The organism is Pseudomonas retamae (genome assembly GCF_043496865.1).
Lineage (GTDB): Bacteria > Pseudomonadota > Gammaproteobacteria > Pseudomonadales > Pseudomonadaceae > Aquipseudomonas > Aquipseudomonas retamae.
Map to the genome: position 1 here is coordinate 43468 of NZ_JBIEIL010000005.1, position 14659 is coordinate 58126.

Annotated in this window: 17 protein-coding genes; 6 read left to right on the forward strand and 11 right to left on the reverse strand. The window is 58.4% G+C overall.

Annotation, left to right across the window (positions count from 1 at the left end):
• Positions 1-286 precede the first annotated feature (286 nt).
• Positions 287-2008 carry a bifunctional isocitrate dehydrogenase kinase/phosphatase gene (gene aceK, locus ACGSLL_RS11865; RefSeq protein ID WP_394506000.1) on the reverse strand — a complete coding sequence of 574 codons (1722 nt, stop codon included), beginning with the start codon at positions 2006-2008 and terminating at the stop codon, positions 287-289.
• A gap of 206 nt (positions 2009-2214) precedes the next feature.
• Here aceK and ACGSLL_RS11870 point away from each other — a divergent pair, with 206 nt between their 5' ends.
• The gene (locus ACGSLL_RS11870) at positions 2215-3102 is read left to right on the forward strand and encodes a DMT family transporter (protein ID WP_394506002.1); all 888 of its coding nucleotides are present in this window, start codon (positions 2215-2217) and stop codon (positions 3100-3102) included.
• A 112-nt stretch (positions 3103-3214) separates the two neighbouring features.
• Here the strand turns inward: ACGSLL_RS11870 and ACGSLL_RS11875 are convergent, their stop codons facing one another.
• Positions 3215-4081 (reverse strand): DMT family transporter, encoded by an 867-nt coding sequence (locus tag ACGSLL_RS11875; protein ID WP_394506004.1) that lies wholly within the window; start codon positions 4079-4081, stop codon positions 3215-3217.
• 95 nt (positions 4082-4176) lie between these two features.
• Positions 4177-4341, reverse strand: a complete 165-nt coding sequence (locus tag ACGSLL_RS11880) for a hypothetical protein (RefSeq protein WP_394506006.1) — start codon at positions 4339-4341, stop codon at positions 4177-4179.
• Positions 4342-4627: 286 nt separating this feature from the next.
• Between ACGSLL_RS11880 and ACGSLL_RS11885 the strand changes: the two genes are divergently transcribed.
• Both ACGSLL_RS11885 and ACGSLL_RS11890 read left to right on the forward strand, forming a co-directional pair.
• Positions 4628-5050 (forward strand): hypothetical protein, encoded by a 423-nt coding sequence (locus tag ACGSLL_RS11885; RefSeq protein WP_394506008.1) that lies wholly within the window; start codon positions 4628-4630, stop codon positions 5048-5050.
• A 35-nt stretch (positions 5051-5085) separates the two neighbouring features.
• On the forward strand, positions 5086-5247 hold the full coding sequence (locus tag ACGSLL_RS11890) for a hypothetical protein (protein ID WP_394506010.1): 162 nt from the start codon (positions 5086-5088) through the stop codon (positions 5245-5247).
• A gap of 50 nt (positions 5248-5297) precedes the next feature.
• Here ACGSLL_RS11890 and ACGSLL_RS11895 read toward each other — a convergent pair whose 3' ends face one another.
• Together ACGSLL_RS11895 and cysK are read right to left on the reverse strand one after the other, a co-directional pair.
• The gene (locus ACGSLL_RS11895) at positions 5298-6236 is read right to left on the reverse strand and encodes an aspartyl/asparaginyl beta-hydroxylase domain-containing protein (protein ID WP_394506012.1); all 939 of its coding nucleotides are present in this window, start codon (positions 6234-6236) and stop codon (positions 5298-5300) included.
• 181 nt (positions 6237-6417) lie between these two features.
• The gene (cysK, locus tag ACGSLL_RS11900; protein ID WP_394506014.1) at positions 6418-7392 is read right to left on the reverse strand and encodes a cysteine synthase A; all 975 of its coding nucleotides are present in this window, start codon (positions 7390-7392) and stop codon (positions 6418-6420) included.
• A 142-nt stretch (positions 7393-7534) separates the two neighbouring features.
• Between cysK and ACGSLL_RS11905 the strand changes: the two genes are divergently transcribed.
• Positions 7535-8611, forward strand: coding sequence for a DUF748 domain-containing protein (locus ACGSLL_RS11905; RefSeq protein ID WP_394506016.1), 1077 nt, complete (start codon positions 7535-7537; stop codon positions 8609-8611).
• On the opposite strand, the gene ACGSLL_RS11910 is transcribed toward ACGSLL_RS11905, so the two are convergent.
• Positions 8608-9105 (reverse strand): helix-turn-helix domain-containing protein, encoded by a 498-nt coding sequence (locus ACGSLL_RS11910; protein ID WP_394506488.1) that lies wholly within the window; start codon positions 9103-9105, stop codon positions 8608-8610. The two genes, ACGSLL_RS11905 and ACGSLL_RS11910, sit on opposite strands and share 4 nt — an antisense overlap.
• Positions 9093-9323, reverse strand: coding sequence for a DUF4160 domain-containing protein (locus tag ACGSLL_RS11915; protein WP_394506018.1), 231 nt, complete (start codon positions 9321-9323; stop codon positions 9093-9095). The genes ACGSLL_RS11910 and ACGSLL_RS11915 overlap by 13 nt, the downstream gene beginning before the upstream one ends.
• Positions 9324-9522: 199 nt before the next feature.
• On the opposite strand from ACGSLL_RS11915, the gene ACGSLL_RS11920 reads away from it, so the two are divergent.
• Positions 9523-10368, forward strand: coding sequence for an AAA family ATPase (locus tag ACGSLL_RS11920; protein WP_076566454.1), 846 nt, complete (start codon positions 9523-9525; stop codon positions 10366-10368).
• Between the two features lie 12 nt (positions 10369-10380).
• Positions 10381-11559: a vWA domain-containing protein gene (locus ACGSLL_RS11925; RefSeq protein ID WP_394506021.1), complete on the forward strand. Its 1179-nt coding sequence runs from the start codon at positions 10381-10383 to the stop codon at positions 11557-11559.
• Between the two features lie 54 nt (positions 11560-11613).
• On the opposite strand, the gene ACGSLL_RS11930 is transcribed toward ACGSLL_RS11925, so the two are convergent.
• The 4 genes from ACGSLL_RS11930 to ACGSLL_RS11945 form a co-directional block, all read right to left on the reverse strand.
• A complete protein-coding gene (locus tag ACGSLL_RS11930; RefSeq protein ID WP_394506023.1) occupies positions 11614-12156 on the reverse strand; it encodes a hypothetical protein in 543 nt (180 codons plus the stop codon).
• A gap of 118 nt (positions 12157-12274) precedes the next feature.
• Positions 12275-13192: a 5-oxoprolinase subunit C family protein gene (locus ACGSLL_RS11935; RefSeq protein ID WP_394506025.1), complete on the reverse strand. Its 918-nt coding sequence runs from the start codon at positions 13190-13192 to the stop codon at positions 12275-12277.
• Positions 13189-13893 carry a 5-oxoprolinase subunit B family protein gene (locus ACGSLL_RS11940; protein WP_394506027.1) on the reverse strand — a complete coding sequence of 235 codons (705 nt, stop codon included), beginning with the start codon at positions 13891-13893 and terminating at the stop codon, positions 13189-13191. The genes ACGSLL_RS11935 and ACGSLL_RS11940 overlap by 4 nt, the downstream gene beginning before the upstream one ends.
• On the reverse strand, positions 13890-14642 hold the full coding sequence (locus tag ACGSLL_RS11945) for a 5-oxoprolinase subunit PxpA (protein ID WP_394506029.1): 753 nt from the start codon (positions 14640-14642) through the stop codon (positions 13890-13892). Before ACGSLL_RS11945 ends, ACGSLL_RS11940 begins: the two co-directional genes overlap by 4 nt.
• Between the last annotated feature and the right edge of the window lie 17 nt (positions 14643-14659).

Consider the following 14659-nt stretch of genomic DNA (forward strand, 5'->3'; position numbering starts at 1 on the left):
CAGCTGTCAGCGCCAAGCCGCAAGCTGCGAGTTAAAAGCCGCTGTGACTTGTAGCTTGGTGCTTGCCGCTTGTGGCTGCTTGTCTAGTGATCGTTCCCACGCTCCGCGTGGGCATGCAGCCGGGGACGCTCTGCGTCCCAGAAGCGGACGCGGAGCGTCCGGTGAGGCATTCCCACGCAGAGCATGGGAACGATCAGGGCAAAGCAGCTTTCAGCAGCCAAGCCACAAGCTGCAAGTTAAAAGCCGTAGCGGCCTTTAGCTTGAAGCTGGAAGCTTGTAGCTGCCGTCATTCGTTATTGAGACCCTTGCGCCGATACGGGAAGACGTCGATGACTTTGCCGGCGCGAATCGCCTCTTGCAGGCTTTTCCAGTAATCGGCGTTATACAACTCGCCATGCAACTGATCGAACAATTTACGCTGCCCGGCATCGGCAAACAGAAACGGTGGAAACTCCTCGGGAAACACGTCCAGCGGCCCGATCGAATACCACGGTTCGGACGCCATTTCATCTTCCGGCGTGCGTGGCGCGGGGATGTGGCGGAAGTTGGCTTCGGTCAGGAAACAGATCTCGTCGTAGTCATAAAACACCACCCGCCCGTGCCGGGTGACGCCGAAGTTCTTCAACAGCATGTCGCCGGGAAAGATGTTCGCCGCCGCCAGTTGCTTGATCGCCAGACCGTAATCCTCCAGCGCCTCGCGCACCTGGGCCTCGTTGGCATTTTCCAGGTACAGGTTGAGCGGGGTCATGCGCCGCTCGGTCCAGCAGTGGCGGATCAGCACCGTGTCGCCCTCCACCGACACGGTCGAGGGCGCGACTTCGATCAATTCCTGCAGACACGCCGGCTCGAACTTGCTCAGCGGAAAACGGAAGTCGGCGAATTCCTGGGTATCGGCCATGCGCCCTACCCGGTCGACACTTTTCACCAGTCGGTACTTCTCGATCACTGTCGCGCGGTCGACGTTTTTCGACGGTGAGAAACGGTCCTTGATGATTTTGAACACGGTGTTGAAACCCGGCAGGGTAAACACGCTCATGACCATGCCGCGCACGCCCGGCGCCATGATGAATTGATCGTCGGTGTTGGCGAGGTGATTGATCAGCGCCCGGTAAAACTCGGACTTGCCGTGTTTGTAGAAACCGATCGAGGTGTACAGCTCGGCAATGTGCTTGCCCGGCAAAATGCGCCGCAGAAACCCGATGAACTCGGCCGGCACCGGCACGTCGACCATGAAATACGAACGGGTAAACGAGAAGATGATCGACACATCGGCTTCGTCGGTGATCAACGCATCGATCTGAATCCCCCGTCCTTCGCGGTGCAGCAACGGAATCACCAGCGGCCATTGCTCGTCGCGGGTGTAGATGCGCCCGACCAGATAAGCACCCTTGTTGCGGTACAACACTGAGGAAAACAGCTCGACCGCCAGTTCCGGGTCCTTGCAGACCCAGTCCGGCAGGTTTTCCCGCAGTTGCGCTTCGAGCCGGTTGAGGTCGCCGGGCAGATCGGCGTAATCCTCGCTGAAGCGGAAGTCGGCGAAGATACTGGCGAGCATGCCCGGCAGTTGGCCCTGCGGCTTGTAGGTGCGGGTCTGTGCGGCGCGGGCACGACGCAAGGTCGGCCGGGTGGTGTGGATGAACATGCAGCCATCGCTGATCAGGTCATGACTGAACAGCCCACAGAAAATCGAGTTGTACCAGGTCTCGGACAGCTCATCGTCGAAGCGCAGGTCAATCACACTGATGTAGGCGCTTTTGACCAGTGGCCAGCAGCTGACATTCATCAGCAGCTCTTCATCGAAATGCTCGCGCAGGCGCGCTACGGTTTCGCCGACCTTTTCCTCGTAGAGGCTGATCCGCGCCGCCGAGGCGACTTGCGCCTCTTGCCAGCGCGCCTGTTCGAATCGCTCGCGGGCACCGTCGGTGATGCGCCGGAAATGCTCGCGGTAATCGTCGAAGCCAGCGAGGATCATGCGGGCGATGTCGGTGGCTGGCCATTGCTGCGGCATAAGTGAAACCTCGGCGCGAATTCGGTTCGCTTGAGCTTAGTCACGGAAAGGCCCGCAGGAAAAGTGCAATTTCAGCCAAAACCGATACCGGGCTGCCCAACACGCCAGGTAGTGCTGCGTAATGCAAAATTAAATGCCCGATCAGCGGTTGCCATGACCAGGACACTCGGCAACACTCTCGTCCCGATCAAGGAAGGAGACCCGCCGTGAGCCCTGTCGATATTTTCCGCATGTTGTCGCTGGCCGCTATCTGGGGCGCGAGTTTTCTGTTCATGCGCATCATTGCGCCGGTGATCGGCACGATTCCCACCGGTTTCTTTCGCGTGTCGATTGCCGCCGCCGGCTTGCTGGTGATCCTGGGGCTGATGCGTGTCAGCTGGGATTTCAAAGGCAAACTGAAAACCGTGATGCTGCTGGGCGTGATCAACTCGGGGATTCCCGCGACGCTGTACTCGGTGGCGGCGCAAGTATTGCCGGCGGGTTATTCAGCGATTTTCAATGCCACCACGCCGTTGATGGGCGTGCTGATCGGCGGCTTGTTCTTCAGCGAAAAACTCACCGCGGCGAAACTGGGCGGAGTGTTCCTCGGCTTGCTCGGTGTCGGCGTTCTGACCCGCGCCGGCCCGGTGGCTTTCGACCTGCAATTGCTGATGGGCGCGGTCGCCTGCTTGCTGGCGACGACCTGCTATGGCTTTGCCGGATTTCTTGCGCGCCGCTGGCTGGATCAGGCGGGCGGGCTGGACAGTCGTTTATCAGCGCTGGGCAGCATGCTCGGGGCAACGTTGTTTCTGCTGCCGCTGTTCGGCTACAGCGTCATCACTGCACCGCCGGTGAGCTGGGGTGGCTGGCACGTCTGGCTATCGCTGCTCGGTCTGGGCCTGGGTTGCACGGCGTTTGCCTACATCATTTATTTCCGCCTGCTCAGCTCGATCGGCCCGGTGAAGTCAATGACCGTGACCTTCATGATTCCGCCGTTCGGGGTGTTGTGGGGGGCGTTGTTGCTGGATGAGCCGTTGTCGATGGCGCACGTGTATGGCGGGGTTTTGATTGCGCTGGCGTTGTGGCTGGTGTTGAAACCTGCGCGAGTGTCTTAACGCTAGATTGTGTTGCGGCTGATATTCGCGAGCAGGCTCGCTCCCACAGGGATGCATGTGCAATGTGGGAGCGAGCCTGCTCGCGAAGGCGATGGATCAATCAGCGCCTGTTCTACTGATTGCTTCTACGGAACACGAACCCCAAACCAACAATAATCAACAACATCCCCAGCACACTCAACGCCGCCAGGCGATTGCCGAAAATCAGGTAATCCATCACCGCCGTCACCGCCGGCACCAGATAAAACAGGCTGGTGACATTCACCAGATTGCCCCGTGCGATCAGGCGATACAGCAACAGCGTCGCCAGCACCGAGACCACCAGCCCCATCCACAACACCGGCACGACGAAACCCGCGCCGTGTTCAAAATGGAACGGCTGGAATGGCACGAATATCCCGCACAACAACAGCCCGGCCAGATACTGCACCGGCAGTGTGCCGAGCGGATTTTCGGTGATGCGTTTCTGCATGATCGAGCCCAGCGTCATGCTCGCCAGCGCCAGCAGCCCAAACAGCATGCCCGCCCAGGACATCCCGGCCAGACCGATGCCTTGGTAGACCACCATGATCAATCCGGCCAACCCAAGCATCAGTCCGAATATCCGGCTGGCCGAGCGCTGCCGCTCCATCAGCACCACCGTAAGAATCGGTTGCACGCCCATGATGGTCGCCATCACCCCCGGCGTGACTTTGCTGTTCAAGGCCAGCAGATAAAAAATCTGATAGGCCCCCAACAACACCACACCCGTGGCGATCGCGAACAGCATCGGCTTGCCGCCCTTGGGCAACTTGAGCTTGAGCAGCGGCGCCAGCAGCACGAGCCCGCACAAGGCAATCGCAAAGCGGATCAGCAGAAAAGCGAACGGTGACGCGTGGGCCAATCCCCACTTGGAGAAAATCGCCCCGCTGCTCCACAGCAGGACGAACAGGCTCGTGGTCGCCGCCGCGAGCGCGGATTGTTTCGAAAGGATAAACATGAATACCACCTGTAGTCAGGCACAAAGCCAACTCAGCCGAAGCTGAAATTCAGTAGGTTGTTCTGGCGGGCGCAGGGGTCAGCAAAAACTGCCGATCAGCCCGAAACGCCAACGCCCGGCGGTGCTACGACTGCGCGCACCGGCGTGCTACTGACAGGAGGTGGGTAATGACTGATCTGCACAGGCTGCTGATTCCCGCACGGCACGACGCCAGCGTTGACCGCTGAATCGACTACCGCGTTGATGTGGGATGCAGGCATTGAGCAGATCTCTTTGGGAGGAACGTGAACCGCCTGATTCACGAGCGCCGACTATAACCAGCCCGGGACACAGATTGCAATGACTTGGGCAAAGGGCCGCCAGCGACAGCGCGGTGCCGGGGAATTAGGGTGATTGGCGGTGGCAACGGATTGTCAGGAGACAGGGAATGCAAGAGATCACATGCCAAGGGAACGGACGTATTTGCGGTATCAGTTGTATCGGTCAGAGGCCAGAAAAAAGGCTGCTTTCGCCACTCTCCAGATGCAGTCAACCTCAAGTGCAGACATGTCCAAAGTGCGCTTCGAACCTATCGATGCTCAAGCACTGGCGGCTTTTGAAGCGTGGCACGACTCAGTTTTCTCATGGGATGAGGTCGTCAGATGGAAAGCCCGAGAACCTTTATCGTTCGATATCGCGATCTGGTTCGAACAAGAGCTGTGCGGGCTGTGTTTCGCAAACCCGAACAATAGCCGTCAACGAGTTCGCATCGTGCGGCTGGAGGGGAGACCCGCTAAGGCTCATCCACTCAGAAACCGTATCGCAGCTCTGGCATTGATTGCTATCGATGAATTCGCCCGGATCATCGGCAGTCGCTTGATCGAAGTGCAGGAACCGATGCCGGGAGCGATTCCAATTTATCAACAACTCGGCTTTGCCTTTGATCTGCAAGGTCGCCTTGTTCTTGCAGTGGAGAATCAAGTATCTTGAAAGCAGTTCAAATTTTGATCAATGAGGAAGGGAGTATGCGCAAAGTCATTAAAAAATCCCTGACCAAGAAGGCGTTGCCCAAGCCTGCAGGTGCGCTTGGAAGTCCTGCGTTATCCGCTAATCAGCGTCGTTTTTTGCATGTTCTTGAAAACGGAACTGATCTGGACGAGCCCAGCGTGTTGGCCGGCCGCCCTTGAAGCAAAAAAAACCGCTCCCAGTGAGCGGTTTTTTATTGCCAGATCCAGCCTCAGCCAAACAGCCAATACCCCAACAACGTCAGCACAACCACCGCCAGCACCGGTCGCATCACTCGGTAGGCCTTGGGATGACGGCGCTTCCACTGTTTGACCACCCCACTGAACTTATCGCTGAAATTCTTGCTCCAGGCGTAAGCCTGATTGATTCCGCCGACGCGTTCGTCGTCAAGGTTCTGCGGAGCAGTGGCCCGACCGAGCCAGCCGCTGATGAAGCGGTTGATGCGAGTCATCAGGCGGTTGCTCAATGGCCGCTCGATGTCGCAGAACAGGATCACGCGAGTCTGGTCGGTTTCGTTCTTGACCCAGTGCACATAGGTCTCGTCGAACATCACGTCTTCACCGTCACGCCAGGCGTAGACCTGACCGTCGACGAAGATCCGGCAATCGTCGGAGTTCGGCGTGGACAGGCCCAAGTGGTAACGCAGCGAGCCGGCGAACGGGTCGCGATGCGGGTTGAGGTGGCTGCCGCCCGGCAGCAGCGCAAACATCGCGCCTTTGACATTGGGAATCGCACTGACCAGCGCCACGGTTTTCGGGCACAGGGTTTCGGCCGATGGCAGCGGTTTGTCGTACCACTTGAGGTAGAAACGCTTCCAGCCTTTCTTGAAGAACGAACCGAAACCGGCGTCGTTGTTCTTCTCTGCGGCGCGGATATAGCCTTCGTCGAACAAGTGCATCGCTTCGTCGCGAATGGTTTCCCAGTTATCGCGCAATACATCCAGTTCCGGGAATTTGCTGCGATCCAGATACGGCTTGGACGGCACCCCGGAAAACAGGTACATCAAAGCGTTATACGGAGCGAACAGTGCCGAGTGGTTGACGAACTGACGCAATACCGGCAAACGCGCCTTGCCGCGCAAATGCACATAGAGCGTGCTGCCCAAAAACAGCAACAGCACAAACGCCTTGGCGGCAAACGAAACGGTCATCAACAACTCCTTGAATAAAGACAACGCTGCGCATGCCTTTTACCCGGCATGGCAGCCGGCCATGATAAACACTACCGGCGCCGGGAAAAACCCACCTGGCAAGATTCATTGTCAAGCGGTTCGCAACAAAGCATTTATTAGCACAGGGCGCCTGAACCCTGGCTGACCTGCATCAATCTGCTTATTGCTGGTTCTCCTGCTCGGTGAACAGGTCGCTGAACAGCATGCTCGACAGATACCGCTCGCCGGAGTCCGGCAGCACCACAACAATGGTCTTGCCCTGCATTTCCGGCGTTTCCGCCAAACGCACGGCAACGGCCATCGCCGCGCCGCAGGAAATGCCGCAGAGAATCCCCTCTTCCTGCATCAGGCGCAGCGCCATGGCCTTGGATTCTTCGTCGGTCACCTGCTCAACCCGGTCGACCATCGACAGATCAAGGTTCTTCGGCACGAAACCGGCGCCGATCCCCTGAATCTTGTGCGGGCTCGGTTTGATCTCCTGTCCGGCCAGCGCCTGAGTGATCACCGGCGATGACGTCGGCTCGACGGCCACCGAAATAATCGGTTTACCGGCGGTGTTCTTGATATACCGCGAAACGCCGGTAATGGTTCCGCCTGTACCGACGCCTGCAACCAGCACGTCGACCGCACCGTCGGTGTCGTTCCAGATTTCCGGGCCGGTGGTCTTCTCATGGATCGCCGGGTTCGCCGGATTATCGAATTGCGCCGGCATGAAGTATTTGTCGGCATCGCTGGCGACGATCTCGGCCGCTTTTTCGATAGCGCCTTTCATGCCTTTGGCCGGTTCGGTCAACACCAGCTCGGCGCCCAGCGCCTTGAGCACCTTGCGCCGCTCGATGCTCATCGAGGCCGGCATGGTCAGCATCAGCTTGTAGCCTCGGGCTGCGGCGACGAAGGCCAGGCCGATACCGGTATTGCCCGATGTCGGCTCGACGATGGTCATGCCCGGCTTGAGTTTGCCGCTGCTTTCAGCGTCCCAGATCATGTTGGCGCCGATCCGGCATTTCACCGAATAACCGGGGTTGCGCCCCTCGATCTTGGCCAGAATGGTCACGCCGCGCGGAGCGATGCGATTGATCTGCACCAGCGGTGTGTTACCGATGGAATGGGCGTTGTCAGCAAAAATACGGCTCATTGGCTGGGTCCTTGTGCAGCGTTGAATTCAGCCTTCCACGGTAAGCCTGTTGCCCATCACAGTCCAGTCGGGTCGAACGTCTGCGAACGCGCGCAGTCAATCGCAAAGAATCCTCAAGGACCCTTATTCAGGAACCGTCGTCATGAAGCGTCGTTACAGCTGGCCGCTCTGGACCCTCGCAGGCGCCGTCGTGCTGCTGCTGGCCTTGCACATCGCCCTGCCCTATCTGGTGCGCGACTACCTCAATGGCAAGCTAGCCGACATGGGCGATTACCGCGGTCAGATCACCGATGTTGACCTTGCCTTGTGGCGCGGCGCCTACAAAATCAATGGTCTGAAAATCGTCAAGGTCGACGGCAAGGTACCGGTGCCGTTCGTCGATGCCCCGTTGATCGACCTGTCGGTGAGCTGGCACTCGCTGTGGTACGACCATGCCGTGGTCGCGCAGGTACAGTTCCTCAACCCGGAAATCAACTTTGTCGATGGCGGCGCCAACAAGCAGAACTCCCAGACAGGTCAAGGCACCGACTGGCGCGAGCAACTAGGCAAACTGCTGCCGATCACCCTCGACGAAGTGCAGATCAACGATGGCCGCATCACCTTCCGCAACTTCAACTCCAAGCCGCCAGTGAACATGAATGCGAGCAAGGTCAACGCGAGCATTTACAACCTGACCAACGTGGTCGACAAGGAAGGCAAACGCGACGCCCTGTTCGAAGGCAAGGCCCTGCTGCTGGGTCATGCCCCCGTCGAAGTGACCGCCACTTTCGATCCGCTGAGCGACTTCGAAGATTTCGAATTCCGCCTGCGCGCCCGCGATATCGAACTCAAACGCATGAACGACTTTGCGTCAGCCTATGGCAAGTTCGACTTCAACGCCGGCCACGGCGACGTGGTCATCGAAGCCAAGGCAGACAATGCAAAGCTCACCGGCTACATCAAACCGCTGCTACGCGATGTTGACGTGTTCAACTGGCAGCAGGACGTGGAAAACAAGAACAAGGGCATTTTCCGCTCGATCTGGGAAGCGCTGGTCGGCGGCACCGAAACCGTGCTGAAAAACCAGAACAAAAACCAGTTCGCCACACGTGTTGAACTCAGCGGAAATGTCCACCAGCAAGATATCAATGCGTTCGAAGCGTTTTTGCAGATTTTGCGCAACGGCTTCATTCAAGCGTTCAACGCCCGTTATGAGCGGCCAAAGCCGGACGAGGGTTAGGGTTTATGGTTGACGATATAACGGCCGCTATCTTCTGCTGCGATGGTCGACGGCTGTTGCAGCGAATCCCAGCCCAGACAAGCCAGCGCGAGCGAACGAGGCACGGCCTCGCGACCATTGCTGTAACGGCTGATACTGCGAGCACTGACGCCCAACGCCTCGGCGGCCTGCTGAAGCGATAGCCCCGTTCGGGCGCGCCAGTCAATGAAGATCCGGGTGTTTTCATCCAGTGCATTCTGTGCCAGCGCGTCCATATAAAGGGTGTCTGCGCCGATCTGTATATCCGGTTCAGGCCATTCAACCATCCAGCCGTCCTCATCGAGCGTTGCAGTGGCGAACACGTCGCTATCGAGCAACGGTCGTAGCCCCGGAAATCCACGAATGTCTCGTCCCAGATCGAGGGTCATCTGCTGGCCATCAATGAACGTCAGCGCCAGGCGCAGATCCGGCAGCACTGTTACAGCGGCCAGACGAGGCCGCTTCATGGGTAACATCGTTTCCAATCCTCCAGTAATTGCGCCTGATGCGCGGCCACCCATGCGAGGGCCTCCTTGACAATCAGCGGCGGTGCCTTGCCCATCATCACTTCAATGGTCTCAAGGCTCAGCATCACATCAACGCCGCCACCGGTAAGGTGAACGTAAGGCGGTGGGTGATCCTTTTCCCGCAGCTGAATTCGGTATTTATCGCGAAATCGATATTTAGTAGACATGCCGCAAGACTATCGCCAAATCGGCGATACCTGAATACTGGCCATCAGCCGAGACTGAGTCAACATGTGACGCCCCATTCAGAGACTGAATACGCCGTCTGCGTTCACAGTCGCCCGGGCTGCGCGTTATAGTCGGGCATCCGATTATTTCGCCCCCGCCCTGCCCGTCAGGTCGGCGTTACCGTTCGAGGATTAGCAGATGAAGTTCGAAGGCACCCAGGCCTACGTCGCCACCGATGACCTGAAGCTGGCGGTCAACGCCGCCATCACCCTGGAGCGGCCGCTGCTGGTCAAGGGCGAGCCGGGCACCGGCAAGACCATGCTTGCCGAACAACTGGCCGAGTCGTTTGGCGCCAAACTGATCACCTGGCACATCAAGTCCACCACCAAGGCCCATCAGGGCCTGTATGAATACGATGCGGTCAGCCGTCTGCGTGATTCGCAACTTGGCAATGAAAAAGTTCACGATGTGCGCAACTACTTGAAGAAGGGCAAGCTCTGGGAAGCGTTCGAGTCCGAAGAGCGGGTAATTCTGCTGATCGACGAAATCGACAAGGCCGACATCGAGTTCCCGAATGACTTGCTGCAAGAACTCGACAAGATGGAGTTCTACGTTTACGAGATCGACGAAACCATCAAGGCGAAGAAACGCCCGATCATCATCATTACTTCCAACAACGAGAAAGAGCTGCCGGATGCGTTCCTGCGCCGCTGCTTCTTCCACTACATCGCCTTCCCTGATCGCAGCACCTTGCAAAAGATCGTCGACGTGCACTATCCGGATATCAAGAAAGATCTGGTCAGCGAAGCGCTGGACGTGTTCTTCGATGTGCGCAAAGTGCCCGGCCTGAAGAAGAAGCCATCCACATCGGAACTGGTCGACTGGCTGAAGCTGCTGATGGCCGACAACATTGGCGAAGCGGTGCTGCGCGAGCGCGATCCGACCAAAGCCATTCCGCCGCTGGCAGGCGCACTGGTGAAGAACGAACAGGACGTGCAACTGCTTGAGCGTCTGGCGTTCATGAGCCGGCGCGGCACCCGCTAAGAGGCTGCTGCCATGTTGCTCAACCTGTTCAATGAAATGCGTGCAGCGAAAGTGCCGGTGTCGGTGCGTGAACTGCTCGACCTGATCAACGCGCTGAAACAGCGCGTAACCTTCGCCGACATGAACGAGTTCTATTACTTGTCGCGAGCGATTCTGGTCAAGGATGAGCGCCATTTCGACAAGTTCGACCGTGCCTTCGGGGCCTATTTCAATGGTCTGGAAAAGCTCGACGATCATTTGCAGGCGCTGATTCCCGAAGACTGGCTGCGCAAGGAATTCGAGCGTTCGCTGACCGACGAAGAACGTGCGCAGATCCAGTCCCTTGGCGGCTTGGACAAACTGATCGAAGAATTCAAGAAGCGTCTGGAAGAACAAAAGGAACGCCACGCCGGCGGCAACAAATGGATCGGCACAGGCGGTACGAGCCCGTTCGGCTCCGGCGGCTTCAATCCGGAAGGTATTCGGGTTGGTGATGCCGGCAAGCGCCAGGGCAAAGCGGTCAAGGTCTGGGATCAGCGCGAATACAAGAACCTCGATGATTCGGTGGAATTGGGCACGCGCAACATCAAGGTCGCTCTGCGTCGCTTGCGCAAGTTTGCTCGCCAGGGTGCGGCGGAAGAACTCGACATTGATGGCACCATCGACCATACCGCCAAGGATGCCGGCCTGCTGAACATCCAGATGCGTCCGGAGCGGCGCAATACAGTGAAACTGTTGCTGCTGTTCGACATCGGCGGCTCGATGGATGCGCATGTGAAAATCTGCGAGGAGTTGTTTTCGGCCTGCAAGACCGAGTTCAAGCATCTGGAATATTTCTATTTCCACAACTTCATTTATGAATCGGTGTGGAAAAACAACATGCGCCGCACCTCCGAGCGCACCTCGACGCAGGATCTACTGCACAAGTACGGCGCCGACTACAAAGTGATCTTTATCGGCGACGCCGCGATGGCCCCCTATGAAATCACTCAGGCCGGCGGCAGCGTCGAGCACTGGAACGAAGAACCGGGCTATGTCTGGATGCAGCGTTTCATGGAGAAGTACAAGAAACTCATCTGGATCAACCCGTATCCGAAAGATACCTGGGGCTATACCTCGTCGACCAATATCGTGCGCGATCTGATCGAGGATCAGATGTATCCGCTGACACTGCGCGGGCTGGAAGAAGGCATGAGATTTTTATCCAAATAAACACCGGATCGTCCCCTCGCTCCGCGTGAGGACGATCCAGAAACCCGGTAGCCGTTACCAGCCTAGGTTGATGTAAGACTTGCAAAGCCTGTCCATGAACTCGCGGTCATCCGTCTCGCAAATGACCGGAGGTTGCACCCCTCGCCTTTTTGCCACCAGCGCCATCTCTATCCTCTTCTGGGCCTGCAGCTTGCGCCGTTTTTTTCGTTCCAGATCGGTTTCAGGTGTAAGTACCTCTTCGTATTTCACTTCGCCGTCTGCGGCAAAAAAGCGAAACAGGACAGCCCTGGCAGCCTCCGCCGAGGCGTGATCCTCGGTAATCAGCAGCATGGATCTGCCGTTCTGATCGCCACGGTGAAACCGATCCAACGCGCGCTTCAAATCCAGGCGCGTCCTGGATATGAATTGTTCGAACATGCTCGAAAATCCTTCGAAACCGATCTTGTCGATGCTCAATTTCTGCAGATTGCCAAAACGGTCCACTCTGGCTGTATAAATCGCATCATTTTCGCCTGACTCATAGAACTCGACGATATGACGCTCGACACTGGCCGCGCCTTCAACGCTAACCTGAACACTGACTTTCATAGAACGCATCTGAAACTTCCTTGTGAGAGATGAAGCTCGATGATTCCACACATCGCCGAAAAGCAATGTAGGGCAATGTACTCAGACTCAACGAATCGTCCCGGTTTTCAGTCCGAAGCTCGGACAATCACAAGTAGGACTTCAGATAGTTGCTATGAGCTTGCCATGCGCGCTCCTGCATGACCGGCGTAAACCGAACCCTGTCGCCCGGCAGACATTGCGCCAATCGGGCAAGAGCCAGCGGCGTTAACGCCCCCAACCGCGGATAACCGCCAATGGTCTGGCGATCATTGAGCAGCACGATCGGCTGCCCGTCCGGCGGCACCTGCACCGCCCCCAGCGGAATGCCCTCGGATATCATCGGTTGACCCTGATAGTGCAAGGCATTGCCCAACAAGCGAATGCCCATGCGGTCAGCGCGACTGTCCAGAGTCCAGGCCGTGTTGAATACATCGAACAGACTCTGCCCGCTGAACTGGCCGATCTGTGCGCCGAGCACCAGATCCAGCGGTTTATGTGATCGCAGGTCAGGTTGACGCTGGCAGGGCACTTCACGCATTGGCCGGGATGGCCCGTGATATTCCAGCGTCGCACCCTTGGCCAGCGGCAACCCCATGCCATCGAGACCGCCGAGTTCTTCACGCGCCACGGTCGCGGAGCTGCCCAGCACCTTCGGCGCCGCAAACCCGCCAGGTGCTGCCAGATAGGCTCGGGCACCGAGCAACGGCTGCGTGAGTTGCAACGTCTGTCCTTTATCGAGTTTGAAACTGCGCCACGGCACCAGCGGCTGGCCATCGATCTGCGCGCCAAGGTCCGCGCCTGCCAGTGCCAGGCAACACGCTTCCTCAGCCACGAGCGCAAAACCGCCGAGGGTGATTTCGATCACCGTGGCATCCAGCGCATTGCCGAGCAACCAGTTGGCCCAGCTCATCGAACACCAATCCGCCGCGCCACCCTGCGTCACGCCCAGATGCCGCACGCCAAAGCGCCCGGCGTCCTGCAACAGACACAGCGGTGTGCTTGCAGTAATCGTCAGTCGGCTCATGCCTGTGCCTCCAACGGCGTGTCGTCACCGCCCAGGTTGATGAATTCGGCATGGCTGACCGCTTCGAAGCGCACGGTGTCGCCGGGCTGCATCAGGCTGTAGCCATCGCGATCACGGTCGAACAGTTTTGCCGGCGTGCGCCCGATCAGGTTCCAGCCACCCGGAGACACGACGGGATAAGCGGCGGTCTGGCGCTCGGCGATGCCGACGCTGCCGGCCGCGACTTTCTTGCGCGGGGTGTTCAAACGCGGTGCGGCGAGTACTTCTTCAACCAGGCCCATAAAGGCGAACCCCGGCGCAAACCCAAGGGCGAACACCTGATATTCCCGAGCGCTGTGGCGGCGGATCACCTCTCCCACCGCCAACCCGCCGCGCTCAGCAAGCAGGCGCAGTTCCGGGCCGACGCTGAGGTCATACCAGACCGGCAATACATGGCACCGGCCAGCAGCGCGTGCATTCGGCGACAGATCGACCAGCGCCTCGGCGATCAACTCTCGCGCTTGCGCCGGGCTCAAAGCAGTCAGGTCGTAATGCACCATCAGCGTCGTATAAGACGGCACCAGATCAATCAGATGCCCGGCAAAGATTGCGCGTAAACGCTCGCTGGCGGCGAGCATCCACGGCATGTTGGTTTCGGCGATTTCATCGAACAGACGCAGCATCAGGCAATCCAGTGCGACCACTTCAACCTTGGGATTCATGGCGCACTCAGCTGATTCAAGGCCTCACGGATGCGCTGTACGGCGGCCACCGAACTGGCGTTGTCACCGTGTACGCAAAGGGTATTGGCGTGCAGGCGCAAGGCACTGCCGTCGCTGGCCGTGAGGTCGTTGCCACGGGCAATGATCAGCGCTTGCGCGACAATTGTTTCGCCATCGTGGTGCACCGCGCCCGGCAGTTGTCGCGAGACCAGCCGGCCGGCGCTGTCGTAGGCTCGGTCGGCAAAAGCTTCGAACCACAGGGTCGCGCCGTACTCATCGCCGATCTGCTGCGCCGCTGCGTTGTCACGCGTAGCCATCAACATCAACGGCAGACTGCGGTCGTAGGCCGCAATCGCCTGAATCACTGCGCGCAACTGCGCCGGGTTGGCCATCATGTCGTTGTACATCGCACCGTGGGGTTTGACGTAACTGACCCGCGCGCCTTGCGCCTTGCATATGCCGTCAAGAGCGCCGATCTGGTAATGCAGAATGTCCTGCAACTCTTGCGCGGAATAGGCCATGGAACGCCGGCCGAAGCCGACCAGATCCTGATAAGCCGGATGCGCGCCAATCTGCACGCCATGGCTCAAAGCCAGGCTGACCGTCTTGCGCATGATGCCCGGATCGCCGGCATGAAAGCCGCAGGCCACGTTGGCGCAATCGATGAAGGGCATGACCTCGGCGTCCAGACCCATGGTCCAGCTGCCGAAGCTCTCGCCAATGTCGCAATTCAAAAGCAGGCGGTTCACGGTGAACACTCCTGTAG